The organism is Vogesella sp. LIG4 (assembly GCF_900090205.1).
Taxonomy (GTDB): Bacteria; Pseudomonadota; Gammaproteobacteria; order Burkholderiales; family Chromobacteriaceae; genus Vogesella.
The window spans coordinates 1,534,113-1,558,326 of sequence record NZ_LT607802.1; the positions used below are offsets into that span (position 1 = coordinate 1,534,113).

21 protein-coding genes are annotated in these 24,214 nt (G+C 65.9%); 14 read left to right on the forward strand and 7 right to left on the reverse strand.

Annotated elements, in window-relative coordinates:
• Positions 1 to 75: 75 nt before the first annotated feature.
• Positions 76 to 696, forward strand: a complete 621-nt coding sequence (locus PSELUDRAFT_RS07220; RefSeq protein ID WP_088966205.1) for a glutathione S-transferase N-terminal domain-containing protein — start codon at positions 76 to 78, stop codon at positions 694 to 696.
• Between the two features lie 257 nt (positions 697 to 953).
• On the opposite strand, the gene PSELUDRAFT_RS07225 is transcribed toward PSELUDRAFT_RS07220, so the two are convergent.
• The 6 genes from PSELUDRAFT_RS07225 to PSELUDRAFT_RS07250 form a co-directional block, all read right to left on the reverse strand.
• Positions 954 to 1,544, reverse strand: coding sequence for a porin family protein (locus PSELUDRAFT_RS07225; protein WP_088966206.1), 591 nt, complete (start codon positions 1,542 to 1,544; stop codon positions 954 to 956).
• Positions 1,545 to 1,705: 161 nt separating this feature from the next.
• Positions 1,706 to 3,034 (reverse strand): ATP-binding protein, encoded by a 1,329-nt coding sequence (locus PSELUDRAFT_RS07230; RefSeq protein WP_088966207.1) that lies wholly within the window; start codon positions 3,032 to 3,034, stop codon positions 1,706 to 1,708.
• On the reverse strand, positions 3,031 to 3,729 hold the full coding sequence (locus PSELUDRAFT_RS07235; RefSeq protein ID WP_088966208.1) for a winged helix-turn-helix domain-containing protein: 699 nt from the start codon (positions 3,727 to 3,729) through the stop codon (positions 3,031 to 3,033). The genes PSELUDRAFT_RS07230 and PSELUDRAFT_RS07235 overlap by 4 nt, the downstream gene beginning before the upstream one ends.
• Positions 3,730 to 3,979: 250 nt before the next feature.
• Positions 3,980 to 4,918, reverse strand: coding sequence for a homoserine kinase (locus PSELUDRAFT_RS07240; RefSeq protein ID WP_088966209.1), 939 nt, complete (start codon positions 4,916 to 4,918; stop codon positions 3,980 to 3,982).
• A gap of 9 nt (positions 4,919 to 4,927) precedes the next feature.
• Entirely contained in the window at positions 4,928 to 5,212 is a 285-nt protein-coding gene (locus PSELUDRAFT_RS07245) for a DUF2782 domain-containing protein (RefSeq protein WP_088966210.1), read from the reverse strand.
• A gap of 117 nt (positions 5,213 to 5,329) precedes the next feature.
• Complete coding sequence (locus tag PSELUDRAFT_RS07250) at positions 5,330 to 6,058, reverse strand: TIGR00730 family Rossman fold protein (protein WP_088966211.1); 729 nt, start codon at positions 6,056 to 6,058, stop codon at positions 5,330 to 5,332.
• 14 nt (positions 6,059 to 6,072) lie between these two features.
• Here PSELUDRAFT_RS07250 and polA point away from each other — a divergent pair, with 14 nt between their 5' ends.
• A complete protein-coding gene (gene polA / locus PSELUDRAFT_RS07255; RefSeq protein WP_088966212.1) occupies positions 6,073 to 8,889 on the forward strand; it encodes a DNA polymerase I in 2,817 nt (938 codons plus the stop codon).
• Between the two features lie 84 nt (positions 8,890 to 8,973).
• Here the strand turns inward: polA and PSELUDRAFT_RS07260 are convergent, their stop codons facing one another.
• Complete coding sequence (locus PSELUDRAFT_RS07260; protein WP_088966213.1) at positions 8,974 to 10,638, reverse strand: diguanylate cyclase; 1,665 nt, start codon at positions 10,636 to 10,638, stop codon at positions 8,974 to 8,976.
• 166 nt (positions 10,639 to 10,804) lie between these two features.
• On the opposite strand from PSELUDRAFT_RS07260, the gene cysG reads away from it, so the two are divergent.
• From cysG to PSELUDRAFT_RS07320, 12 genes are all read left to right on the forward strand, one after another.
• Complete coding sequence (gene cysG / locus PSELUDRAFT_RS07265) at positions 10,805 to 12,199, forward strand: siroheme synthase CysG (RefSeq protein ID WP_088966214.1); 1,395 nt, start codon at positions 10,805 to 10,807, stop codon at positions 12,197 to 12,199.
• A 66-nt stretch (positions 12,200 to 12,265) separates the two neighbouring features.
• Entirely contained in the window at positions 12,266 to 12,679 is a 414-nt protein-coding gene (locus tag PSELUDRAFT_RS07270) for a PTS sugar transporter subunit IIA (RefSeq protein ID WP_088966215.1), read from the forward strand.
• A complete protein-coding gene (locus PSELUDRAFT_RS07275; RefSeq protein WP_088966216.1) occupies positions 12,660 to 12,929 on the forward strand; it encodes an HPr family phosphocarrier protein in 270 nt (89 codons plus the stop codon). The genes PSELUDRAFT_RS07270 and PSELUDRAFT_RS07275 overlap by 20 nt, the downstream gene beginning before the upstream one ends.
• Positions 12,930 to 13,019: 90 nt before the next feature.
• Positions 13,020 to 14,759: a phosphoenolpyruvate--protein phosphotransferase gene (ptsP, locus tag PSELUDRAFT_RS07280; RefSeq protein WP_088966217.1), complete on the forward strand. Its 1,740-nt coding sequence runs from the start codon at positions 13,020 to 13,022 to the stop codon at positions 14,757 to 14,759.
• Between the two features lie 17 nt (positions 14,760 to 14,776).
• Positions 14,777 to 15,856 (forward strand): putative lipopolysaccharide heptosyltransferase III, encoded by a 1,080-nt coding sequence (rfaQ, locus tag PSELUDRAFT_RS07285; RefSeq protein ID WP_088966218.1) that lies wholly within the window; start codon positions 14,777 to 14,779, stop codon positions 15,854 to 15,856.
• Positions 15,853 to 16,992, forward strand: coding sequence for a glycosyltransferase family 4 protein (locus PSELUDRAFT_RS07290; protein WP_088966219.1), 1,140 nt, complete (start codon positions 15,853 to 15,855; stop codon positions 16,990 to 16,992). The genes rfaQ and PSELUDRAFT_RS07290 overlap by 4 nt, the downstream gene beginning before the upstream one ends.
• Complete coding sequence (locus PSELUDRAFT_RS07295) at positions 16,989 to 18,116, forward strand: glycosyltransferase family 9 protein (RefSeq protein ID WP_088966220.1); 1,128 nt, start codon at positions 16,989 to 16,991, stop codon at positions 18,114 to 18,116. The genes PSELUDRAFT_RS07290 and PSELUDRAFT_RS07295 overlap by 4 nt, the downstream gene beginning before the upstream one ends.
• 6 nt (positions 18,117 to 18,122) lie before the next feature.
• Positions 18,123 to 19,421 carry an O-antigen ligase gene (locus PSELUDRAFT_RS07300; protein WP_088966221.1) on the forward strand — a complete coding sequence of 433 codons (1,299 nt, stop codon included), beginning with the start codon at positions 18,123 to 18,125 and terminating at the stop codon, positions 19,419 to 19,421.
• Complete coding sequence (locus PSELUDRAFT_RS07305; RefSeq protein WP_088966222.1) at positions 19,414 to 20,520, forward strand: glycosyltransferase family 4 protein; 1,107 nt, start codon at positions 19,414 to 19,416, stop codon at positions 20,518 to 20,520. The genes PSELUDRAFT_RS07300 and PSELUDRAFT_RS07305 overlap by 8 nt, the downstream gene beginning before the upstream one ends.
• Positions 20,521 to 20,532: 12 nt before the next feature.
• A complete protein-coding gene (gene msbA, locus PSELUDRAFT_RS07310) occupies positions 20,533 to 22,281 on the forward strand; it encodes a lipid A export permease/ATP-binding protein MsbA (RefSeq protein ID WP_088966223.1) in 1,749 nt (582 codons plus the stop codon).
• A 1-nt stretch (position 22,282) separates the two neighbouring features.
• Positions 22,283 to 23,392 carry a glycosyltransferase family 4 protein gene (locus PSELUDRAFT_RS07315; protein ID WP_088966224.1) on the forward strand — a complete coding sequence of 370 codons (1,110 nt, stop codon included), beginning with the start codon at positions 22,283 to 22,285 and terminating at the stop codon, positions 23,390 to 23,392.
• Positions 23,379 to 24,200, forward strand: a complete 822-nt coding sequence (locus PSELUDRAFT_RS07320) for a polysaccharide deacetylase family protein (RefSeq protein WP_088966225.1) — start codon at positions 23,379 to 23,381, stop codon at positions 24,198 to 24,200. The genes PSELUDRAFT_RS07315 and PSELUDRAFT_RS07320 overlap by 14 nt, the downstream gene beginning before the upstream one ends.
• The last annotated feature ends 14 nt before the right edge of the window (positions 24,201 to 24,214 follow it).

The window sequence follows — 24,214 nt, forward strand, 5'->3', positions numbered from 1 at the left end:
TGGGCGATAGCCGATTGTAACCCGTTCACCCGCGCCGGCACGCATTACCACGGCATGGCGCGGCAAGGAGCCTGCATGATCGATCTCTACACCTGGGGCACTCCCAACGGCAAGAAAGTCTCCATTGTGCTGGAGGAGCTGGGCCTGGCGTACCGGGTGATTCCGGTGAACATCGGCCAGAACGAGCAGTTCGCGCCGGATTTCCTCAGCATCAGCCCCAACAACAAGATTCCAGCCATCGTCGATCACGACGGCCCGGGCGGTGCGCCGCTGGCGCTGTTTGAATCCGGCGCGATTCTCTCCTACCTGGCGGAGAAATGCGGCCAACTATTGGCCGCTGCCGGTGCCGAGCGCTACCAGACGCTGCAGTGGCTGATGTTCCAGATGGGGGGCTTCGGACCGATGCTGGGGCAGGCGCATCACTTCCTGCGCTACGCGCCGGAGCCGGTGCCGTATGCGCAGAAGCGCTACCACGACGAGACGCTGCGCCTGTACGGCGTGCTGGATCGCCAGCTGGCGGCGCAGCGCTACGTGGCCGGCGCGCACTACAGCATCGCCGATATCGCCATCTACCCGTGGGTGGCGCGGCACGAGTGGCACCGAGTTGATCTGGCCGCCTTCCCGCACGTGGCGCGCTGGTATGCCGAGCTGGGCGAACGCCCGGCGGTACAGCGCGGTATGGCGGTGCCGGGCTGAGCGACTGTGCACGATTGAGCAGCTGTTTTTTTACGGTGTGCTGCGCATTGACGCCATGCCAATGCCGCCTCCGCTGCTGTTTTCGCCCTGGCTCGCCAGGTCGTGAATGGGGGGCGGCACAAAAAAAAGCGGCCCGTCCACGGGGACGGGCCAAGCAACGCACTTCAACACACTTCAACAAAAAAATTGCCCGCCGCGAGGCGGGCCAAGGTTCACACGAGAGGAGAAAAAGAGAGCAGAGGAGGCTGCCGTAATACTTAGAACATGTAGGCTACGCCAGCCTTCAGTACCGATACCGGCGCGGTGTCGGTGATGTTCTTGTGCTTGATGTCGCCCAGGGTTTCATACTCGGCACGCAGGCTTACCTGCTTGTTCAGCTTGTAGGCGGCGCCTACACCCAGGCCGAGGCTGAAGTTGTCGTCCTTGCCGCTGCTCAGCGCCGGGTTGCTGCTGGTGAAGCTGCTGTGCAGGTAGTTGGCGGACACCTTGCCATATACCTCGAACTTGTCGTTTACGGGAATGATGCCAAGTGCAGCTGCACGAAAGGAGTCGTAGTCCAGTTTGCCGGCGCCATTCAGCGGCACGGCGTCGCCGTTGCGCAGGTAGCTGCCTTCAACCGCGAAATTGTCATTGATGCGCTTGCCGACGCCGATTTCCGCCATGCCCTTGGTGGCATCGTCGCTATCGACCTTGGTGCTGCTTACGCCAGCACGGCTGGCGGCGCCGTCTTTCAGCGTCCACTGGTTGGTGGAGGCGCCCAGGTTGCCGAACACATAGGTACCGGTATCAGCGGCGTAGGCGGAAGTACCGGCGGCGATCAGTACAGAAGCGATAAGCAGTTTTTTCATGAGTGACTCCGAGTCAGCGGTGAAGTTGATGGAGTCATTGTGCGTTTCGCTGCGGCTTAACACTATGCGGCTTGCGTGGGCGGAATGTGCGCCTGGCGTGGCGTTGTGTGACGCTGTGTGACAGGGCAGCCCGGGGGCGATGCGGCTGCCCGGGGCGGGGCTTACGGTGCCGGCGGATGTTGCGGCAGCTGGATGGTCATGCGTGCGCCGCCCAGCGGCCGTGCTTCGCCGGCACTGGCCGCGCCGCCGTGGTGCAGGGTGATCAGCCGCACGAAAGACAGGCCCAGGCCGTGGCCGCCGGTGGCGCGGTCGCGCGAACGGTCCAGGCGCTGGAACGGCTCGAACACCCGGTCGCGCTCGTCAGCCGGAATGCCGGGGCCGTCGTCGTCCACGTCGATGTGCAACTGGCCATCCGCCAGCCATACCTGCATGTGCACCTTGCCGGCGGCGTACTTGAAGGCATTCAGCAGCAGGTTGCGGGTGGCCACGTACATCAGCTTGCGATCGAAAGTGGCGCTGCCGGCCATGCAGTCCAGGGTCAGGGAGATGTGCGGCGGCTTCAGCGGGTGCAGCAGCTGGATCAGGTCTTCGAACCACTCGGTCAGGTCTATGGTTTCGTACTGCAGTGCCACTTCGCCGCGGTCGAGCCTGGCGTAGCTGAGGCTGATGTTGAGCAGTTCGTCCAGTTCGGTCAGGTCGCGCTCCATGCCTTCGCGGAACTGGTGGCGCTCGTGCTCGTCCTCGGCCTCGTCTAGCATGGTCAGCCCGAAGCGCAGCCGTGCCACCGGGGTGCGCAACTCGTGCGCCACGGCATGCGCCAGCGCCTGGCGGGTTTCCATCTGTCGCTCCAGCTTGCTGGCCATATCGTTGATCAGCTCGGCCAGCGGGCCGAACATCGGGCTTTTCACGTTGGCCGCACGGGCGGAGAGGTCGCCTTCGGCCAGCTGGGTGGCGGTGAAGCGCAGCGCCTTGAGCGCCTGCCAGTGCGGGCGCAGGTTGAGGTAGATCAGCAGCGCCATCGGCACGCCGAAGAAGCCGAACCACAGCAGGAACAGCCCGGCTTCGCTATGCAGCCAGCCTTGCTCCAGGCTGTCTTCCAGCGGCCCCAGCAGCAGCACCTGGCGGGTGCCCGGCAGTGGCGCGTACAGCAGTTTGCGATCGGCATCCAGCCAGTTGTTGCCGCTGGCGAGCCAGGCGCGGGCATCGTCGCTCAGCCCGGCGGGCGTGGCTGGCAGCAGTTGCAGCGGGTAGGCGTACAGCTCGGCGATGGTGTGCAGCTCGGTAGCGCGCGCGGCGGGCGGCTGGCTCAGCAGCTGGCGCTGGATCATGCGCACCGGGCCGGCCATCTGCAGCTCGATACGGTCGCGCTCGGCGCCGGAGGTGAGCAGGATCAGCAGGCCGACAAAACCCAGCAGCAGCACGAATTGCACCACCATGGTCTGCACGAAATAGCGGGCAAACAGTGGCGCCAGGCCTGGCAGTGGTTTCACTCCCAGTCGCTCCGCGAGAACAGGTAGCCCTTGCCGCGCACGGTCTTGATGCGGGTGGGGGTTTCCGGGTTGTCGCCCAGTTTCTTGCGCAGGCGCGAGATGCGCGCGTCGATGGAACGGTCCAGGCCGTCGAAGCCGATGCCGCGCAGCGCGTTCATGATGTCGTCGCGTGACAGGATCTCGCCGGCGTGGCTGGCCAGCAGCCACAGCAGGTCGAATTCGGCGGTGGTCAGCTCCATTGCCTCGCCGGCCAGCGAGGCTTCGCGTGTGGCCTGGCTGATGCTGAACTGGCCGAAGTGCAGGCTGCCGTCCAGCACCGGGGCACTGTCGTTCTCGCTGCGGCGCAGCAGCGCGCGGATGCGCGCCAGCAGCCGGCGCGGCTCCACCGGCTTGGACAGGTAGTCGTCGGCGCCCAGCTCCAGCCCCAGGATCTCGTCGATCTCCTCGTCGCGCGCGGTCATCATCAGGATGCGGCCGTGGTAGCGCGGGCGGATGTCGCGGCACACCTCGAAACCGTCCTTGCCCGGCAGCATCACGTCCAGGATCACCAGCTCGGGGTTGGCCGCAAGAATGGCATCGGCGGCGGTATCGCCGCGCGGGTGGTGTGCTACCTCGTAGCCGTGTTTGGCCAGGTACTGGATCACCAGGTCGGCCAGGCGCTGGTCGTCTTCCACCAGCATCAGTCGGTTGGACATGGGGTTCTCCGTCAGCTTGCGGTTATCGATAGGGTTATACCGCACAGGTAGCGGGGCAGGCAAAACAGCCTCTGGCTGCAGGCAACGTGCTTCGTTGGCATGGCGCCGGGCCCGGCAAGGCCGGGCCGTGCCAACTTAAGCCCTCGGGGTGGCTGCCTGCCTGACTTGCAAAACAAAGTCCTTTCGCGATGCGAAAGGACTTTGTCTACACGCTTGGCTCGCCGGGCGGGCTGTTGCGGGCAAGGCTGGCTTACAGCCAGAAATGGTTGCGCTGGCGGTGGGCTTCCAGCAGGCGCTTGAACACGCCCGGATCCTTGGTGAAGGTCATCTCGCCGCTGGCCGGGTGGTAGTAGTCCAGCAGCCGCGAGGTCCAGAAGCGGATGGCGGCGGCGCGCAGCATCAGCGGCCAGGCCGTGACCTCTGCCGCGGTGAGCGGGCGCACCGACTGGTAGCCGGCCAGCAGCGCGCCGGCCAGTGCATCGTCTATGCTGCCATCGTCCAGTCGTGCCCAGTCGTTCAGCGCAATGGCCACGTCGTACAGCAGGATGTCGTTGCAGGCGTAGTAGAAGTCGATGAAGCCGGCGATGCGGTCGCCGTCCATCAGCACGTTGTCCTTGAACAGGTCGGCGTGGATCACGCCCTGCGGCAGGTCGTCGAAGCGGTGCTGCTCCTGCAGGGTGACTTCGTCATGCAGCAGTGCGGCTTCGTCCGCCGGCATGTGCCGGTACAGCTCGGCTGCGGTGCGGCTCCACCATGCCGGGCCGCGCGGGTTGCTCATGCGCAGCGGGAAAGTGCTGCCGGCCAGGTGCATCTGCGCCAGCATCTCGCCCACCGCGAAGCATTGCGCGGCATTCGGGTGGCTGATGTCCTTGCCGTTCAGGCAGCTCACCAGGCAGGCGGGCTTGCCGGCCAGCATGGAGGCGAAGTTGTCGGTGTGGTCGGCGATGGGCGCCGGGCAGGCCACGCCGTGGCGCGACAGATGGCTCTTGAGCTTGAGGAAGTAGGGTACTTCTTCCAGTGTCAGCACTTCGAACACGGTCAGCACGTAACGGCCGTGCGTGGTGGTGACGAAATAGTTGGTGTTGGTGACGCCGGCGGCAATGCCCTTCAGTTCAACGAGTTCGCCCAGGGCATAACGCTGCAGCCAGGCACGCATCTCGTCCTGGCTGACGGTGGTGTAAACAGACATGCAGGCTCCTCAGAACGACAGCAGCGGCCAGCTGGGTGTCAGTGTCTGGTGATCGGAACCGTAGGACTGCGGCTTCATGCCGCGGTCTTCGTCCAGCAGCATGTAGCTGGGCGCGCCGTTCGGGTTCACCTTGATCTGGTACACCTGGCCATTGCGGCGGAGTTCTTCCACCGTGCTGTTGTTGCCGTACTCGGTAACCTGTTTTTCCGGCTCCACGCCCACCGGTGGCTGGGCCGGTGCGGCGTGCGCGGCGACTGTGACCAGCAGCAGGCTGGTCAGCAAAATGCGTTGCATGAGGATTTCCTTGTCCTGGATTCTGGCTTGGCAAGCGGTCTGGAAGCCGCCTCTGCATTATGCATTCTAGCATCGCTGCCCGGCGGGAAGGCGGGCAGCGATGGCAGTGGCGGTGCTTTACAGGTTGAGCAGCTGTTCGCGCTCTTCCGGCAGCGCCTCGAAACCGCGGGTTTCGTAGAAGCGGAAGATGGTCTCCACGATCTCCTGCGGTTCGTCGATCAGCTGCAGCAGGTTGATGTCTTCCGGGTTGATCATGCCCTCGCCGATCAGGCGGTTGCTCACCCACTCGAACAGGCCGCCCCAGAATGAGCGGCCGCACAGGATGATGGGCATCTTGCGGCTCTTGCCGGTCTGGATCAGCGTCAGCGCCTCGAACATCTCGTCCAGGGTGCCGAAGCCGCCTGGCATGACCACGTAGGCGATGGCATGTTTCACGAACATCACCTTGCGGCTGAAGAAATGGTCGAATTTCAGGCTCAGGTCCTGGTATTCGTTGGGGCGCTGTTCGTGTGGCAGTACGATGTTGAGGCCCACCGACGGGCTCTTGCCGTAGAAGGCGCCCTTGTTGGCCGCCTCCATGATGCCGGGGCCGCCGCCGGATATTACCGAGAAGCCGGCGTCGGAAAGCAGGCGGGCGATATGCTCGGTCTGCTTATAATACGGATGGTCGCGAGGGGTGCGGGCGCTGCCGAAGATGCTGACGGCGGGGGTAACCTGTTGCAGCTCCTCCGCCGACTCCACGAACTCGGACAGGATTTTCATTACGTGCCAGGCTTCGCGGGCCCGGAAACGTTGCATCATCGCGTAGCGGTCGCTGGTTTGCGGCAATTTATCGGACAAGCTCATTTTTTATCGCCTTTATGAAAACGTTGTTATTGATTGACGGCTCTTCTTATCTGTACCGCGCCTTTCACGCGATGCCCGACTTGCGTTCTCCGCAGGGTGAACCGACCGGAGCGATCTACGGCATGGTGAACATGCTGGCTCGCCTGCGCAAGGAAGTACAGTTCGATTATAGCGCCTGCATATTCGACGCTAAAGGCAAGACCTTCCGCGACGATCTGTACCCGGAATACAAGGCCAACCGGCCTTCCATGCCCACTGATCTGGCGGCGCAGATCGCCACCGTGCACGAGGTGGTGCGCGCCAGCGGCTGGCCGCTGCTGATGGTGGACGGCGTGGAAGCCGACGACGTGATCGGCACCCTGGCACGGCAGGGCGCCGCTGCCGGCATGCAGGTGATCATCTCCACCGGCGACAAGGACATGGCGCAGCTGGTGACGCCGCAGGTCACCCTGGTCAACACCATGACCAACGAAACGCTGGATGAAGCCGGGGTGAAGGAAAAATTCGGTGTGCCGCCGACGCGCATCATCGACTACCTGACGCTGATCGGCGACAAGGTGGACAACGTGCCCGGCGTGGACAAGTGCGGCCCCAAGACCGCGGTGAAGTGGCTGGAGGAATACGACAGCCTGGATGGCGTGATCGCCCATGCGGCCAACGTTGGCGGCAAGGTGGGCGACAACCTGCGTGCGGCGCTGGACTGGCTGCCGCGCGGGCGCGAGCTGATCACCATCAAGTGCGATGTGGCGCTGGAGGCCGAGCTGCCGGCCGGCATGGAAAGCCTGCTGCATGGCGAGCGCCAGCTGCCGCGGCTGGCCGAGCTGTTCAGCGCCTGCGGCTTCCGCACCTTCCTGCGCGAAGTGCAGCAGGCGATGGCCGGCACCGAAATGGTTGCCGAGGTGGTGGCCGACGCACCGGCAGCGCAGCCCGCGGGCGGCGACCTGTTCAGCGCCAGTGGCGACCTGTTCGGCGATGCGCCAACGCCAGCAGCCCAGCCGGCGGCGCCTGCCGCGGCAGCCGCACCGCTGGATCGCCACTACGAAACCATTCTTACCGACGCGCAGCTGGATGCCTGGCTGCAGCGCTTTGCCGGCGCGGTGGTGTCGCTGGATACCGAAACCACCAGCCTGGACCCGATGCTGGCGCAGATCGTCGGCATGAGCTTTGCCATCGAAGCCGGCCATGCTGCCTACCTGCCGCTGGCGCACCGTGGCCCGGACGCGCCGCACCAGCTGGATCGCGACGCCACCCTGGCGCGGCTCAAGCCGTGGCTGGAAGACGCCGGCAGCAAGAAGCTGGGTCAGAACCTGAAGTACGACCGCCACGTGCTGGCCAACCACGGCATCAGCCTGCGCGGCGTGGTGGACGACACCCTGCTGGCGTCCTACGTCATCGAAAGCCACCTGCGCCACAATATGGACGACCTGGCCAGCCGCCACCTGGGCGAAACCACGGTCAGCTACGAGGAAATCTGCGGCAAGGGAGCCAAGCAGATCGGCTTCGACGAAGTGACGGTAGACGTTGCGGCCAACTATGCGGCGGAGGATGCCGACATCACCCTGCGCCTGAACCAGCACTTCGCGCCGCTGCTTACCGGGCAGCTGCAGAGCGTGTACCGCGATATCGAGCTGCCTGTGGCCGAAGTGCTGTTCAAGATGGAACGCAACGGCGTGCTGATCGACCGCGACATCCTGGCGGCGCAGAGCCACCAGCTGGGCAGCGAGATGCTGCGCCTGGAGCAGGCCGCCTACGAGCTGGCCAGCCAGCCGTTCAACCTCAACTCGCCCAAGCAGCTGCAGGAGATCCTGTTCGGCCGGCTTGGCATCCCCACCAAGGGGGTGAAGAAAACCGCCAGCGGCGGCTTCTCCACCGATGAGGAAGTGCTGGAAAAGCTGGCGCTGGACTACCCGCTGCCCAAGCTGATCCTGCAGTACCGAGGTCTGGCCAAGCTCAAGTCCACCTACACCGACAAGCTGCCGACGCTGATCAACCCGCGCACCGGCCGCGTGCACACCAACTACGCGCAGGCGGTGGCGATTACCGGCCGCCTGGCCAGCAACGATCCCAACCTGCAGAACATCCCGGTGCGCACCGCCGAGGGCCGCCGCGTGCGCGAGGCCTTCGTGGCTGCGCCCGGCCACGTGATTGTCAGCGCCGACTACTCGCAGATCGAGCTGCGCATCATGGCGCATCTGTCCGGTGACGAAGGCATGCTGGCCGCCTTCGCCAGCGGCGAGGACATCCACAAGGCCACCGCCGCCGAGGTGTTCGGCGTGCCGCTGGCCGAGGTCGGCAGCGACCAGCGCCGTGCCGCCAAGGCCATCAACTTCGGCCTGATCTACGGCATGGGCAAGTACGGCCTGGCCTCGCAGCTGGGTATCAGCAACGATGCGGCGCAGCAGTACATCGACAGCTACTTCCGCAAATACCCCGGCGTGGCCGACTACATGCAGCGCACCCGCGCCGATGCCGCCGAGCGCGGCTACGTGGAAACCGTGTTCGGCCGCCGCCTGTACCTGCCGGAAATCCGCGCCGCCAACCAGGCGCGACGCGCCGGCGCCGAGCGCGCGGCGATCAATGCGCCGATGCAGGGCACCGCTGCCGACCTGATCAAGCTGGCGATGCTGGCGGTGCAGGGCTGGCTGGAGACGGAGCAGCTGCAAAGCAAGCTGATCATGCAGGTGCACGATGAACTGGTGCTGGAAGTGGTGGAGGCCGAGCTGGCGCTGGTGCGCGAGCGCTTGCCGCAACTGATGGCCGGCGTGGCCGCGCTGAAGGTGCCGCTGCTGGCCGAGGTGGGCACGGGCCCGAGCTGGGAGGCGGCGCACTAGCGGCCTGCCGACCGGCACCATAAAAAAAACATGCGGCCAACCTTTACGGGTTGGCCGCATGTTTTTTTACTGCTGCAGGAGGCGTTAGTCGTCGTGCGCCAGGCACACGCGGTTGCGGCCCTCGTTCTTGGCCTGGTACAGCGCCTTGTCGGCCTGGCGGATCATGTCGCCCAGCGAGCCGAGGACGCCATCCAGGCTGCACACGCCGATACTGACGGTGACTTCGATCGGCTGCGCCGGGTGCGGCACGCTGCTGCCGGCCACCGCCTTGCAGATGCGCTGCGCGGCCACGGCGGCCTCGTCCAGGCCGGCTGCCGGCAACAGCGCGGCAAACTCCTCGCCGCCCATGCGGCAGATCAGGTCGCTGCCACGCAGACCGTCGCGCAGCAGGCGGGCAAACAGCTGCAGCACATCGTCGCCGGCTTCGTGGCCGAAGCGGTCGTTGACGGACTTGAAGTGATCCAGGTCCAGCATCAGCAGGCTCAGCGGCTTGCCGCTGTGGCGGGCATCCTGGAACGCCTTGCCGGCCAGCTCCATGAAGTGGCGGCGGTTGATCAGCCCGGTGAGCGCATCCATGGTAGCGAGCTGGAACAGCTGGCTGGCGCGGCGCTCCTGCTGGATGGCAATGGCCATCAGGTGCGAGGTGCGCTGGATGATGTTGAGCTCGCCTGGCTGCGGGCTGCGCGGTTCGGCGAAATAGGTGGCAAAAGTGCCCAGTACGCGGCCGTCGTACGCCATGATCGGGTGCGACCAGCAGGCGCGCAGCGCGAACGGGCGCACCAGCTCGATATACGGCGCCCACAGCGGGTCGTGCATGATGTCTTCGACGATCACCGGCCGGGCGCGGGCGACGGCGGTGCCGCAGGAGCCGACGCCTTCGCCGATGGCGATGCCGTCTATGCTGGCCTTGTAGGCGTCCGGCAAGCCGGGCCCGGCCACCACCTGCAGGTGCTCGTTGTCCGGCTGCAGCAGCATGATGGAGTTCATCGCGCCGGGGATGTGGCTGTCCAGCATGCGGCAGGTCCAGTCCATTACCTCCGGCAGCGGGCGGTCATTGGCCAGCATTTCCAGCAGGCGGTTCTCGTCGGCCTGCCACATGCGGTTGGCGTGCTTTTCGGTGATGTCGCGCTCGATGCACAGCAGGCTTTGCAGCGTGCCGTTTTCGTCGGTCTCCGGTAACAGCCGCGCTTCGAACACCAGGTGGCGCTCCGGGCGGCTGATCTCGGTTTCGAAGGTGTAGGGCTGGCCGCTGGCCAGTACCTGGTGCGCGGCGTGCTGCATGGCATCGCACATGCCGGCCGGCAGGCCGCGGTCGGCAATGCCCAGCCCGACGTGGTACAGCGGCGGCAGCGGCGAATAGCGCGCCAGCGCGCTGTTCACATACAGGCACACCAGGTCGGTGTCGTAGCGGCTGATGATGTCGGGGGAGTTTTCCACCAGGGTGCGGAAGGCCTGGCGGTCCTCGCGCACGCTCAGCAGCAGGCCGTCCGGCAGCGGCGTCAGCAGCCAGTCCAGCAGCGTGCCGCCGTGGAACAGCTGCAGCGACCACTCCTGCGCCGGCAGGCGCAGTTGCTGCATCACCGCCGGCGGCAGCAGCTTGTCCGGCAGTGCCTGCCCGACGGCCAGTGGTGGCGCCTGCAGCAGCAGCTCGAAGCGCTGGGTAACGAAACTGACCCGCAACTGCGCATCCAGCAGCAGGTAGCCGCCAGGCAGTGCGGTAAGAATGGATTGCAGCGTGGGATTCGGCACGATCCGCTCGGCTTTGGGTGTGACCCGGTTAAAGACAGGAACAGTGTGATTGTAGCCGTTTCAGGCCCGAAAATTGCAACGGAATATGACGTTGCCGCCGGTTTTCGTCATCGCCAACCGGCTTGGCAGCGGGTATGCTCGACGGGATTATCGATAGGAGTTGGCTGTGGAGTATTTCCCGATCTTCCTGCGTTTGCAGGACGAGCCCTGCCTGCTGGTGGGCGGTGGCGAGGTGGCCTTGCGCAAGGTGCGACTGCTGCGCAGTGCCGGTGCGCGGCTGACCGTGGTGGCGCCGGCGCTGGTGGCCGAGCTGGCCGCCATGGCCGACAGCGGCGAAATCCGCCACCTGCCGCGCGCAGTGGCGGCAGAGGATATCAGCGGCTACCGCCTGGTGGTGGCCGCCACCGACGATCGCGAGGTGAACCGCATGGTGTCGCAGGCGGCACAGGCGCAGGGCATCCCGGCCAACGTGGTGGATGACCCGGAGCTGTCCAGCTACATCACCCCGTCCATCGTCGACCGCTCGCCGCTGGTGATCGCGGTATCCACCGGCGGCGGCGTGCCGGTGCTGGCGCGGCTGATCCGCGCGCGGCTGGAGGGGCTGATCCCGGCCGGTTTCGGCAATCTGGCGCGTTTTGCCAGCCGGTTTCGCGATCAGGTGAAGGCGCGTTTCGGCAATGTGGAGGAACGGCGCGCATTCTGGGAGTCGGTGCTGGAAGGGCCGCTGGCGGAGCGGGTGATGAACGGCGACGAGGCCGCCGCCGAGGCCGACATGCTGGCAAGGTTGGCCGCAAGCGACACGCCGCCTTCCGGCGCGGTGTACCTGGTGGGCGCCGGGCCGGGCAACCCGGATCTGCTGACCTTTCGCGCGCTGCGGCTGATGCAGCAGGCCGACGTGGTGCTGTACGACAACCTGGTGTCCGACCCGCTGCTGGAACTGGTGCGCCGCGATGCCGAGCGCATTTTCGTGGGCAAGCAGCGCGCCAACCATACCCTGCCGCAGGAGGACATCAACAGCCTGATGGTGCGCCTGGCCGGCGAGGGCAAGCGCGTGCTGCGGCTCAAGGGCGGCGACCCGTTCACCTTCGGCCGCGGCGGCGAGGAGATCGAGGCGCTGGCGGCCGAGGGTATTCCGTTCGAAGTGGTGCCGGGCATTACCTCGGCCAGTGGCGCGGCGGCCTATGCCGGTATTCCGCTGACTCACCGCGACTACGCGCAGTCGGTGACCTTTGTTACCGGTCACAGGCAGGACGGCAGCATCACGCTGGACTGGCCGGCACTGACGCGCACGCAGCAGACCGTGGTGGTGTACATGGGTGTGACCATGGCTGCGGAACTCTGCGCCGAGTTCATCCGTCATGGTAAGGCGGGCACCACGCCGGCTGCCGTGGTGGAGCGTGCCACCACCGAGCGCCAGCGCACCGTGATTGGTACACTGGAAACCTTGCCTGGCTTGATCCAGGCGCATAGTATCAGTTCGCCTGCATTGATTATCGTGGGCGATGTGGTGGCGCTGTCATCGCGGCTGGGCTGGTTCCGCCGCGCGGAAACGGCGCTGTAAGGAGGCGGTCTGACCGCCGGCCGCTTGCGGCCAACTCAACCGGCCTGGGCCGGAAGTAGACGAGACATGGTTGGTGTATTGATTATTTCGCACGGCAATCTGGGACACAGCATGGCTGACTGCGCGCGCCACGTACTGGGGCGCGTGCCGGACAACCTGGCTGTGATGGCCGTTGAAAAACACGAAGACCCGGAAGACAAGTTCCGCGAAGCCGGTGCACTGGTGGCCAAGCTGCAGCAGGGCGACGGCGTGCTGCTGCTCACCGATATGGTGGGCGGCACGCCGGCCAATATCACCTGGCGCCTGGTGGAGGCCGGCAAGGTGGAAGCAGTGGCCGGCGTCAACCTGCCGATGCTGGTGCGGGCGCTGTGCTACAGCAGCCAGGCGCTGGAAGTGGTGGTCAGCAAGGCCATTACCGGCGGGCTGGAAGGGGTCTACTACATGCTGCCAGAGGGGAAAGATGCAAAAGCTACAGATTGAGATCATCAACAAGCTGGGCCTGCACGCGCGGGCATCCAGCAAATTCACCCAGACTGCCAGCCGCTTCCGTGCCGAGGTGTGGATTGCGCGCAATGGCCGCCGCGTCAATGGCAAGAGCATCATGGGCGTGATGATGCTGGCCGCGGCCAAGGGCGCGGTGGTGGATCTGGAAACCAGCGGCGAGGACGAAGAAGCCGCCATGGGCGCGCTGGTGGAGCTGATCAACAACCGCTTCGACGAGGCGGAATGAATGCCGCGCCGGTTTTGCGGGCTCGCAAACCGGGCACCAAGCCATAAGCCAGTGGCCGCACGATAACAACAAAGGGCGGGGGAACGAACAATGAGCATCATCTTGCACGGCGTGCCCATCGGTGGCGGTATCGCCATCGGCCGGGCGCACTTGTTGACCCAGAGCATGGATGACGTGGTGCATCTGGCGCTGGATGACGACGAGATTCCTGCCGAGCAAGCCCGCTTCGACATCGCCGTACGCGACACCCGCAAGCAGCTGGAAATGCTGTGGGGCACCATTCCGGAAAACGCCCCGGCCGAGCTGGGCGCCTTCCTGTCCTTGCACATCATGCTGTTGTCCGACCCCACCATTTCGCGCGAGCCGCGCGAGTTGGTGGAAAGCCAGCGCTGCAATGCCGAATGGGCGCTGAAACTGCAGTGCGACACCCTGGTGGAGCAGTTCGACGCCATCGAGGAAGACTACCTGCGCGAGCGCAAGCACGACGTGCTGCAGGTGATCGAGCGCATCTTCAAGAACCTGGGCGGCCACAGCACCGAGCTGCAGATCGCCGAGGACCTGGACGAAGACACCATTCTGGTGGCGCACGACCTGTCGCCGGCGGACATGGTGTACTTCAAGGATGCCAGCGTGGCGGCCTTCGTCACCGACGTGGGCGGCGCCACCAGCCACACCGCCATTCTGGGCCGCAGCCTGGACCTGCCGTCGGTGATTGCCATGCACCACGCGCGCCAGCTGGTGCGCGAGGAAGAAATGATCATCGTCGATGGCCAGCAGGGGGTGCTGATCATCGACCCGCCGGCCTCGGTGCTGGCCGAATACCGCCGCCGCCAGCGCAACTGGGTGGAAGCCAGGCGCAAGCTGTCCAGCATCCGCATGACCGATGCCATCACCCGCGACGGCACCCCCATCGAGCTGCTGGCCAATATCGAGCTGCCGCAGGATGCGGCCAACGTGCTGGAATCCGGCGCGGTGGGCGTGGGCCTGTTCCGCAGCGAATTCCTGTTCCTCGGCCGCGACAGCCTGCCGTCCGAGGACGAACAGTACGAAGCCTACCGCGCGGTGGCCGAGGCCATGCGCGGTGCGCCGGTGACGGTGCGCACCATGGACCTGGGCGCCGACAAGAACCCGCGCTGGCTGGGCCACGGCAGTGCCGAGAACCCGGCGCTGGGCCTGACCGGCATCCGCCTGTGCCTGGCCGAGCCGCTGATGTTCCGCGGCCAGCTGCGTGCGCTGCTGCGCGCCAGCTGCCACGGCAAGATCCGCATCCTGTTCCCGATGATCAACAGCCTGCCGGAGCTGCGGCAGGCGCTGGCGCAGCTGGAATACGCCAAGAGCGAGCTGCGCGAGGAGGGGCTGGATTTCGATCAGGAGGTCGAAGTCGGCGCCATGATCGAGATTCCGTCGGCGGCGCTGGTGGTGGGCAGCCTGCTCAAGTTCGTCGACTTCCTGTCCATCGGCACCAACGACCTGATCCAGTACACGCTGGCCATCGACCGCAACGACGACTCGGTGAGCCATCTGTACGACCCGGTGCACCCGGCGGTGATCAAGCTGATCTCCCACACCATCAAGACCGCCACCAAGGCCGGCAAGCCGGTGTCGGTGTGCGGCGAGATGGCGGGCGACGCGCGCCTCACCCGCCTGCTGCTGGGCATGGGGCTGCGCCGCTTCTCCATGCACCCGGCCAACCTGCTGCAGGTGAAGCAGAATGTGCTGGATTCCCACCTGGACGAGATCGGTCCGCATGCTGCCCGTATCCTGCGCAGCGAAGACCCTGATAAAATCGCCGATCTTCTGCAACAACTGAATGCTGGGCCGGGCGCCTGACCCGGCTTTTTTCTTTTATGCTCAAGGACGCCATCGATTTGTCCGCCGTGCGGCGCGTGCTGGTCATCAAGCTGCGTCACCACGGCGACGTACTGCTGACTTCGCCGCTGCTGACGACGCTGAAAAACCACGCCCCGCACGCCGAGATCGACGCGCTGGTGTATCACGACACCCGCGACATGTTGTCCGGTCACCCGGCGCTGGCCGAGTTGTTCACCATCGACCGCCAGTGGAAAAAACTGGGGCCGCTGGGGCAGTTGCGCGCCGAATGGCAGCTGCTGTCGCGGCTGCGCGCCCGCAACTACGACCTGGTCATTCACCTTACCGAACACAAGCGCGGCGCCTGGCTGTCGCGGCTGCTGTCGCCACGCTGGTCGGTGGCGCCCGGTGGTGATTACGGCAAATTCTTCAAACGCAGTTTTACCCATCGCTACCCGGTAATCGGCGGCAATCGCCGCCATACCGTGGAAATTCACCTGGATGCGCTGCGCCGCCTGGGCATCTACCCGAGCGCCGACGAGCGCCGGCTGCAGCTGGCGATTCCGCAGCCGGCACGCGAGCTGGTGCGTGCCAAGCTGGCCGCCAAAGGGGTAAGCGGCCCCTATATGCTGATCCACCCGACCTCACGCTGGCTGTTCAAGACCTGGCCGGTGGCGCGCATGGCGGCGCTGATCGATGCCTTGACCGCACGCGGCGAGACCGTGGTGCTGTCGGCGGCGCCGGATGCCGCCGAGCTGGCGATGCTGGCGGATATCCAGTCGCGGTTGGCGCGCCCGGTGGTCAGCCTGGCTGGCGAATTGAACCTGAAACAGTTGGCCGCATTGATAGACGACGCCACGCTGTTCATCGGCATGGATTCGGTGCCGATGCACATGGCGGCGGCGCTGCAGACGCCGTGCGTGGCGCTGTTCGGCCCGTCCGGCGACATCGAGTGGGGGCCGTGGCAGGTGCCGCACCGGCTGCTGACCACCAACATGAGCTGCCGCCCGTGCGGGCGTGACGGCTGCGGTGGCGGCAAGCGCAGCGAGTGCCTGGAGCGTATCGACGAGCAGCAGGTGCTGGCGGCCATCGCGCAACTGCAGCAGGAGCTGTCATGAAAAAACTCGCCATCGTGCGACAGAAATACAACCCGGCCGGCGGCGCCGAGCGCATTGTCAGCGCCATCCTGCGCCAGCTGCACGGCCGGCCGGATGTCGATGCCTACCTGATCAACCGCAAATGGCAGCCGATGGAAGGCATCAAGGGCGTGTCGGTCAACCCGTTCTACCTCGGCAATGTGTGGCGTGACCGCAGCTTTGCCCGCGCAGCGAAGGCGCGCTGGCAGCAGGACGGCGCCGACCTGGTGCAGTCGCACGAGCGAATTCCCGGCTGCCATGTCTACCGCGCCGACGACGGCGTGCATCGCGCCTGGCTGGCCTCGCGCCGCGGCGTGAAGGGACCGCTGGGCATGCTCGGCATGATGCTCAACCCCTACCACCATTACATGTTGGCCGCAGAGAAGGGCATGTACCGGTCGCCGGCGCTCAAGGGCGTGATCTGCATTTCGCAGATGGTGAAGAACGACATCGTCGAGCATTACGGCGTGGCAGCGGACAAGTGCCACGTGATCCTCAACGGCATCGACACCGCCTTTTTCAACCCGCAGGAGGCTCGCGCCAGCCGCGACAGCCTGCGTGGCGAACTGGGCATTCCGCCGCAGGCGCCGGTGCTGGTGTACGTGGGCTCCGGTTTCGAACGCAAGGGCGTGGCGCAGGCACTGCAGGCCATCAGCCAGCAGCCCGATGTATGGCTGGTGGTGGTGGGGGGCGATAAGAAACTGCGCCGCTACCAGCAGCTGGCCCGGCAACTGGGCGTGGCGGAGCGGGTGCGCTTTACCGGCGCGCAATCCAATGTGCGTGCCTACTACGGCATGGCCGACGGTTTCATCCTGCCGGCGCTGTACGAGCCGTTCGGCCTGGTGGTGAGCGAGGCGATGGCCTGCGGCCTGCCGGTGCTGGTCAGCACCCGCGTTGGCGCCGCCGAGCTGGTTGAGCCCGGTCGCAGCGGCTGGGTTACCGCACCGCAGGACGATGCCGGCTGGCGTCAGGCGGTAGCCGGCTGGCTGGCGGTGCGCCAGGGTTGGCCGCAAATGGGCGAGGCGGCGCGCCAGCGCGTGGTCGGCCTGACCGAGAAACAGATGGTGGACGGCATGATCGCGCTGTACGAGCGCTGGCTTGCCGGTGAGGCGGCATGAAGAAAAGCCGCGTTCCCGGCCGTCTGCTGATTTTCGCGCTGCTGCTACCACGGCTGCTGTTCGGCTGGCTGCGGCGCAAGCCGGCACCGGCGCAGGTGCGGCGCATCGTGGTGCTGCACCAGTTCCTGCTGGGTGATGCGCTGATGGCCACCAGCCTGCTGGCCAAGCTGCGGCAGCAATACCCCGCCGCCGAGATTCTGCTGGCCTGCCCGCCGCTGCAGGCCGGGCTGTATGCCGCTCGCCCCTACGGCGTGCAGGCGCTGCCCTGGTCGCCACGCGATTTTGCCGCCATCTGGCGGCTGTGCACGCTGGGGCGGGTGGACTGGGTGCTGCTGATGGGCGAGAACCGCCTGTCCTTCCTGGCGCGGGCGATGGGCGCGCGCTGGGTGAGCGGTTTTGCCGGCGAAACGCCGGCCTACAAGAACTGGCTGCTGGACGAGGCGGTGCCGTATGCCGGCGAGCCGGAAGCCTGGACTGACACCGCCGCGCGGCTGGTGGACGGCCCGGAGCCGGCACGTTTCAGCGTGGCCGACTGGCCGTTGCCGCAAGCCGCGCTGCCGGACTTGCCGGTGCGCTTCGTGCTGCTGCACGTGGGCGCCAGCTCGGCCACCCGCTATTGGCCGGCGGACAGCTGGACTGCACTGGCGCAGCTGCTGCGCGCACAGGGGCTGGGCATCGTCTGGTCCTGCGGGCCGGGCGAGCAGCATCTGCTGCCCGCTGCCGGCATCCTGCCGGAGGATTCGGTGTTGGCCGGCACGCTGAGCCTGCCGCAATTGCGGCTGGTGATGGCGCGGGCGCTGGTGAACGTGTGCCCGGATACCGGCGTGGCACACCTGGCCAAGACCACCGGCCAGCCGCTGTTGATGCTGTTCGGCCCGGGGGCGGAAGTGCTGTTCGGCCCTGGGCGTTTCTTTGCCGGTGCGCCGTTTGCCGGTGCAGGGCCGGCATGGTTTCCCTGCCGCAACCAGCGCACCATCCACCACCGCGAGGTGGACTGGGTGCTGCGCTGCGGCCGCAGCCAGGGCGCAACGCCACCGGCGTGCAAGCGCCCGCTGTGCATGGAGGCGATCCAGCCCGATGCCGTGGCCAGCGCAGTTGGCCGCATGCTGCAACTGAATGATTGAGATCCGATGACTAAAAAGCTGGACCTGCTGTTCCTGTTCCTGGCCCTGGTGTTCGTCACCCTGGCCAATGTGTCGCATACCGTGGCGCTGCGCAATGTGCTGCTGCTGTTGTTCCTGGTGTACGCGGGCTGCAACCGGCACGTGCTGCTGGGCTTCATCCGTGGCAGCGGAGCGGTGTTCTGGGCGCTGGCGGCCTTTGTCGGCTACGCCTTCCTGCATTCACTGCTGTGGTCGGGCTGGCGCGATGTCTCTCTGTCCGAAGCCAGCAGCCAGCTGTTGATGGGCCTGCTGTGGTTCGTGGTGGGCGGGGCGCTGTTCTGGCGCCGGCAGGCGTTGTCGATCAAGGACGTGGTGATGCTGGCCGGTGCCCTGCTGTGCGGGGTGGAGCTGGGGCATGCGCTCTACCAGCGCATTACTACTGGCAGCCTCCCCTATCAGGAAGTGTTTACCACTGCCACCAAGCTGGAGCTGACCTTCTTCATCAATACCGTGCTGGTGTTCCTGGCTGTACGGATTTTTGCCGATTTCAGTGCCCGCTTTCACTATGCCAGCCGGTTGCCGCGCTGGTTTCCCTACCTCGCCCTGCTACTGCTGCTGCTGGTCAGCCTGATGGCCGGTGCGCGCAATGGCTTGATCGGCATGGTGTACCTGGCGTTTTCCATGCTGGGCGTGTTCCTGTACTGGGAGCGCAAGCGCCTGGGCTGGAAAAAGACGGTACTCATCATCGCCGCAATCTGTGCCGCCATCGGCGGCATGGCCAGCTACGCCTATCATAAGGACACCCGCAACCTGATTTTCATCGGTTCCGCCGACATGGGCTGGCATTACCAGACCAGTAAGGGCTGGCTGCGTGTCGAGGACTACCCGAAGATGGCTAGTGGCCAGATGGTGGATCCTTCCGCCTACGAGCGCGTGGCCTGGATCAGCCGCGGTCTGGACCTGATCCGCGACAACCCGCTGGGCTACGGCTACGGCCGCAATGCTTTCACCCGTTCGCTGACCCATATCGGCGTGGAGAACAAGGTCGGCCACAGCCATAGCGGCTTCATCGACCTGGGCGTCGGGCTGGGCATTCCGGGCATCCTGCTGTGGTTGTTGTTCTGCCTGTCGCTGATGTTTACCGGCTTGCGGCGTTTCGTGCGCGAGCAGAACACCACCGGCCTGGTGCTGGCGCTGGTGGTGGGCGGCTTCGTTGGCCGCATGCTGATCGAAAGCATCCAGCGCGACCACCTGCTGCACCTGTTCCTGTTCATCGTTGGCGCGCTGTTGGCCGAGCTGCTGTCGCGGGAGTCGCGCCATGCTTGAGCACGTGGTGTTCTCCGAGTCCTCGCGCAACGTCGGCGGGCAGGAGCTGCAGCTGATGCAGCAGATGGCGGCCATGCAGGCGCAGGGCATTGCCTGCACCCTGGTGTGTCCGGCGGGCGGCAAGGTGGATGCGGCGGCGCGCGCGCGCGGCCTCGCGGTGGAAAACGCACCTTTCCGCAACAGCCTGCACCTGCCCAGCATCCTCGCGCTGGCGGCGCTGCTGCGCCGCACGCGGGCCGGCATGGTGATCTGCCACAGCGGCCACGATGCCAACAATGCCGCGCTGGCGGCACGGCTGGTGCGGCCGCGGCCCTTCGTGCTGCGCTCGCGCACCTATCTTGCCGGCCGGGTGAAGCCACTGCCGTACAATGTGCTGGCCGATGCCACCATGGTACCCAGCCACTACCTGCGCAATGCGCTGCTGGACAACCCGGCGATCCGCGCCGAGCGCATCCACGTGGTGTACCCGGGCATCGACTTTGCCGGCATCGACCAGCGCAGTCATGAAGCCTTGCCCGCCCACGTTGCCGACTGGCTGGCGGCAGGGCAGGGCCCGCTGCTGCTGCACGTGGCGATGCTGCGCGGCGAGAAGGGCCACCTGCTGATGCTGGAAGTGCTGGCGCAGCTGCGGCAACGTTGGCCGCAACTGCGTTACCTGATTGCCGGCGAGGGCGATGCACGTGCCGCCATCGCGGCGCGCATTGTCGAGCTGGGCCTGCAGCAACAGGTGTTGCTGGCGGGCTCGGTGATGCCGGCCAGCTGCCTGTTCCGCCATGCCGACCTCCTGGTGATGCCGTCCACCTACGAGCCGCTGGGCATGTCGCAGATCGAGTCGCTGGCGCTGGGTGTGCCGGTGGTGGTCAGCGCTACCGGTGGTATCCCGGAAACCGTGATTGCCGAACGCACCGGCGTGCTGGTACCGCCGGGTGATGTGGACGCCTGGGCGGCGGCCATCGACCAGGCGCTGTCGGCGCCGCAGGCCATGCGCGAGCTGGCGCAGCAAGGGGCGCTGGACGTGCGTGCCCGTTTTTCCGTTGAACACAATCTGCAGCAGATCCTGGCGCTGCAGGCCGATTTTGCCCGCCGCCAGGCGCGCTAGAAGAGAGTGAAATTGCATAATTCCGAGCGAAGCAGCCTGCAGATCTACCTGCGGCTGCTGCAGTACCTGAAGCCGTACTGGAAGGTGTTCCTGCTGTCGCTGGTGTCGATGACCGTCGCCGCGCTGACCGAGCCCTTCTTTGCCCGCCTGATGAAACCGCTGATCGATGGCGGCTTCGTCAACCGCGACCGTTCCGCCATGGTGTGGGTGCCGCTGGCCATCGTTGCGGTATTCACGGTGCGTGGCATCACCTCCTTCATCAATGAATACAGTTCCAGCTGGCTGACCGGCCACCTGGTGCAGAAGCTGCGCGAAGAAATGTTCGCCAAGATGCTGCGCCTGCCGATTCGCTATTACGATGACAACCAGTCCGGCCGGCTGGTGTCGCGCATCTCCTACGATGTGAACCAGGTGACCGAGGCCGGCTTCAACGTGATTACCGTGACGGTGAAGGACGGCATCACCGCGCTGAGCCTGCTGGGCTGGCTGCTGTACCTGGACTGGCAGCTGACGCTGATCTGCCTGGTGGTGATGCCGGTGGTGACGTTGTCGATGCGCAAGGTGGGCAAGCGCCTGCGCGGCCTGTCGGTGCAGAACCAGCAGAACATGGCGCAGCTGACCCAGGTGCTGAGCGAGAGCATAGACGGCCAGCGCGTGGTGAAGATCTACGATGGCTATGCGCTGGAGCAGAGCCGCTTCAACGACGCCGCCATGTCGCTGCGCCGCAACCAGGTGAAGCAGAGTGCCGCCAGCTCGGCCAACACCGGCGTCACCCAGCTGGTGATTGCCTGTGCGCTGGCCGCCATCCTGTATTTCGCCACCCTGCGCGCACAGCACGACAGCTTTACCGCCGGCGATTTCATGTCCTTCCTCACCGCGATGATGCTGCTGTTCGCACCGGTGAAGCGGGTGACCGGCGTGGCGCAGGCCATGCAGCGCGGCCTGGCCGCCGCCGACAGTATCTTTACCTTCCTGGACGAGCCGGAGGAGCCGGACACCGGCAAGCAGGCGCTGCCGCATACCCGCGGCCAGCTGCAGTTCCAGGATGTCAGCTTCAGCTACCCGGGGGCGGAGCGCGATGCGCTGTCCGGCATGAACTTCGAGGTGCAGCCGGGCGAGACCGTGGCGCTGGTGGGGTCTTCCGGCAGCGGCAAGACCACGCTGGCCAGCCTGGTGTCGCGCTTTTACACGCCCAGCGACGGGCAGATCCTGCTGGACGGCATGCCGCTGTCCGGCATCCGCCTGGGCGACCTGCGCCGCCACATCGCGCTGGTAAGCCAGGAGGTGGTGCTGTTCAACGATACTGTGGCCGCCAACATCGCCTACGGCGCGCTGCGCGATATCGACCGCGACAGCATCGTCGAGGCGGCGCGTGCGGCCAACGCCCTGGAGTTCATCGAGGCGCTGCCGGAAGGCTTCGACACCGTGATCGGCGAGAACGGCGCCAAGCTGTCCGGCGGCCAGCGCCAGCGGCTGGCGATTGCCCGCGCACTGCTGAAGAATGCGCCCATCCTGATCCTCGACGAGGCCACCAGTGCGCTGGACACCCAGTCCGAGCGCCTGGTGCAGAGCGCGCTGGAAAACCTGATGAAAAACCGTACCACGCTGGTGATTGCCCACCGCCTGTCCACCATCGAGCACGCCGACCGCATCGTGGTGATGCACCAGGGGCGCATCAAGGAAATCGGCAACCACCAGGCACTGCTGGCACAGGACGGCATGTACGCCCGCCTGCACCAGTTGCAGTTCAAGGAAAACTGATATGGCAGACCAACTGCTGACCATCCTGCACACCGAGTCGTCCGTTGGCTGGGGCGGCCAGGAACATCGCACCTTCAAGGAGATGGTGGGCCTGAAAAAGCTGGGCCACCGCATCCTGCTGCTGACCCGCGCCGGTGCAAGGTTGGCCGCACGCGCCCGCGAGGCCGGCATCGAAACCTTCGAGATTCCGATCTACAACGCCTTCGACATGCGCGCCATGTGGCGCATCTACAAGCTGATCAAGGCGCAGCGCGTGGACGTGGTGAATACCCACAGCGGCCACGACAGCATCCTCGGCGGGCTGGCCGGGCGTCTGGCCGGCATCAAGGTGGTGCGTACCCGCCATCTGGCGCTGCCGATCACCTCCAAGCTCACCTACTCGGTGCTGCCGCATCACGTGGTGTCGGTCAGCAACTTCGTGCGCAGCTACCTGATTGATGCCGGCATCCCCGACGAGCAGGTGTCTACCGTGTATACCGGTGTGGATCCGGAGCAGCTGAAAGTGGACGGCGAGCCGTCGCTGCGCCGCGAGCTGGGCCTGCCGGACCACGCCAGGCTGGTGCTCACCGTGGCCATCATGCGTACCGAGAAGGGCCACCGCTTTACCATCCAGGCCGCGCCGCGCATTCTGGAAGCCTGCCCGGATACCTACTTCATCTTCGCCGGCGACGGCCCGCTGTTCGACGAGCTCAAGGGCCAGGTGGTCGCCGCCGGGCTGGCGGAGCGCATCCTGTTCCTCGGCCTGCGCCGCGATATCGCCAATGTGCTGGCCTCCTGCGACCTGTTCCTGCTGCCTACCGAGCAGGAGGCGCTGGGCACCGCCTTCATCGAGGCGATGGCCATGGGCCTGCCGGTGATCGGCACCAATGTCGATGGCGTGCCGGAAGTGGTGCACGACGGCGTGAACGGCCTGCTGATCAAGCCCGGCGACCCGCAGAGCCTGGGCGACGCGGTGATCCGCCTGCTGTCCGACGACACGCTGCGCCAGCAGATGGCCGCCAAGAGCCGCGAGCTGGTGGCGGCGCAGTTCTACGTGGACGTGATGTCGCGCAATATGCAGACGCTGCTGCGCAAGGTGGTGGCGCAAGGAGAAGGCAATGGCGCGCGCTGATGCCGTACCGGTACTGATGTACCACCATGTCAGCCCCAACCCGGGGCTGGTGACCGTCTCGCCGGAAACCTTCGATGCGCATATGCACTGGCTGGCACGCAATGGCTGGCATGCGCTGCGCGCCGAGGAGTTCGCCGGCTTCCTCGCCGGCAAGCCGGTGCCGAAAAAGAGCGTGCTGATTACCTTCGACGACGGCTACCTCGACAACTGGGTGTATGCGCACCCGGTGTTGCAGCGTTACGGGCTGACTTCGCTGCTGTTCACCATCTCCGGCTGGATCGGCGATGGCGAAGTGCGCGCGGTGGCCGGCCAGGGCCGGCCGCTGCCGCAGACTCCGGATCACAACGGCTGCAAGCAGGCGGTGGCTGAAGGTCGCACCGACCAGGTGATGATGCGCTGGAGCGAGATCGAGGCGGCGCGCGCCGCCGGCACCTTCGAATTCCACAGCCACACCCACAGCCATGCGCGCTGGGACAAGCTGTGCGCCAGTCGCGATGAAAAGCGCGACAAGCTGGCAGCCGACCTGGCTGCCGCGCGCGACACGCTGCAGCAGCGGCTGGGCACGGTGAGCGACCATCTATGTTGGCCGCAAGGCTACTTCGACGACGACTACCGCGAGGTGGCGCGAGAGGCCGGCTTCCGCCACTTCTACACCGTTGACAAGCACATCAACACCACCGCTACCGACCGCGAGCTGATCGGCCGCATCGTCACCAAGGACCGGCAGGGCAGCTGGTTCGGCCAGCGCATGTGGGTATACAGCCGACCGCTGCTGGGCGCGATGTACCTGGCGGTGCGCGGCAAGTAAGTCCCCTCCCGCCG

Bases quoted from the DNA above. Each gene is read 5' to 3' on its own strand.
- PSELUDRAFT_RS07220 (WP_088966205.1), top strand. From the start codon at position 76: ATGATCGATCTCTACACCTGGGGCACTCCCAACGGCAAGAAAGTCTCC.
- PSELUDRAFT_RS07225 (WP_088966206.1), bottom strand. From the start codon at position 1,544: ATGAAAAAACTGCTTATCGCTTCTGTACTGATCGCCGCCGGTACTTCC.
- PSELUDRAFT_RS07235 (WP_088966208.1), bottom strand. From the start codon at position 3,729: ATGTCCAACCGACTGATGCTGGTGGAAGACGACCAGCGCCTGGCCGAC.
- PSELUDRAFT_RS07240 (WP_088966209.1), bottom strand. From the start codon at position 4,918: ATGTCTGTTTACACCACCGTCAGCCAGGACGAGATGCGTGCCTGGCTG.
- PSELUDRAFT_RS07245 (WP_088966210.1), bottom strand. From the start codon at position 5,212: ATGCAACGCATTTTGCTGACCAGCCTGCTGCTGGTCACAGTCGCCGCG.
- PSELUDRAFT_RS07250 (WP_088966211.1), bottom strand. From the start codon at position 6,058: ATGAGCTTGTCCGATAAATTGCCGCAAACCAGCGACCGCTACGCGATG.
- polA (WP_088966212.1), top strand. From the start codon at position 6,073: ATGAAAACGTTGTTATTGATTGACGGCTCTTCTTATCTGTACCGCGCC.
- PSELUDRAFT_RS07270 (WP_088966215.1), top strand. From the start codon at position 12,266: ATGGTTGGTGTATTGATTATTTCGCACGGCAATCTGGGACACAGCATG.
- PSELUDRAFT_RS07275 (WP_088966216.1), top strand. From the start codon at position 12,660: ATGCAAAAGCTACAGATTGAGATCATCAACAAGCTGGGCCTGCACGCG.
- ptsP (WP_088966217.1), top strand. From the start codon at position 13,020: ATGAGCATCATCTTGCACGGCGTGCCCATCGGTGGCGGTATCGCCATC.
- rfaQ (WP_088966218.1), top strand. From the start codon at position 14,777: ATGCTCAAGGACGCCATCGATTTGTCCGCCGTGCGGCGCGTGCTGGTC.
- PSELUDRAFT_RS07290 (WP_088966219.1), top strand. From the start codon at position 15,853: ATGAAAAAACTCGCCATCGTGCGACAGAAATACAACCCGGCCGGCGGC.
- PSELUDRAFT_RS07295 (WP_088966220.1), top strand. From the start codon at position 16,989: ATGAAGAAAAGCCGCGTTCCCGGCCGTCTGCTGATTTTCGCGCTGCTG.
- PSELUDRAFT_RS07300 (WP_088966221.1), top strand. From the start codon at position 18,123: ATGACTAAAAAGCTGGACCTGCTGTTCCTGTTCCTGGCCCTGGTGTTC.
- PSELUDRAFT_RS07305 (WP_088966222.1), top strand. From the start codon at position 19,414: ATGCTTGAGCACGTGGTGTTCTCCGAGTCCTCGCGCAACGTCGGCGGG.
- PSELUDRAFT_RS07315 (WP_088966224.1), top strand. From the start codon at position 22,283: ATGGCAGACCAACTGCTGACCATCCTGCACACCGAGTCGTCCGTTGGC.
- PSELUDRAFT_RS07320 (WP_088966225.1), top strand. From the start codon at position 23,379: ATGGCGCGCGCTGATGCCGTACCGGTACTGATGTACCACCATGTCAGC.